Annotated in this window: 1 protein-coding gene and 1 pseudogene; both read left to right on the plus strand. The window is 63.1% G+C overall.

Annotated elements, in window-relative coordinates:
* Window positions 1-219: pseudogene (locus Q1A06_RS20945) on the plus strand (terpene utilization protein AtuA); the annotation flags it as partial.
* 11 nt (window positions 220-230) lie between these two features.
* A partial coding sequence (locus Q1A06_RS20950) for a biotin carboxylase N-terminal domain-containing protein (RefSeq protein WP_299568051.1) occupies window positions 231-355 on the plus strand: 125 nt, incomplete at its 3' end.

Consider the following 355-nt stretch of genomic DNA (forward strand, 5'->3'; position numbering starts at 1 on the left):
TTCGCCCACCTGTGCAACGGCCCGGTCGAACGCTTCGACCTGCCCGGAAGCCATGCGCTGAACTTCCTGCTGCACGAGTCCCTCGGCGGCGGCGGCATCGCCTCGGTCCGCATCGACCCCCAAGGCAAGGGCTTCGCACAAATGCTCCTCGACATCGAAATCCCCGTACCGGCAAAACTCGCCGAAAAAGACGGGTTTCACCCTGTCGAAAGGGTATGAAAGGAACGGATATGACTATTTCCAAACTGCTGGTTGCGAACCGGGGTGAGATCGCTGCGCGGGTTCTGCGCACGGCCCGGGTCAAGGGCATCAAGACCGCCGTCCTGCGGCACAGCTCCGAGCAGGAAGGCCCGGC

The organism is uncultured Sulfitobacter sp., from assembly GCF_947497275.1.
In the GTDB taxonomy this organism is placed as follows: domain Bacteria; phylum Pseudomonadota; class Alphaproteobacteria; order Rhodobacterales; family Rhodobacteraceae; genus Sulfitobacter.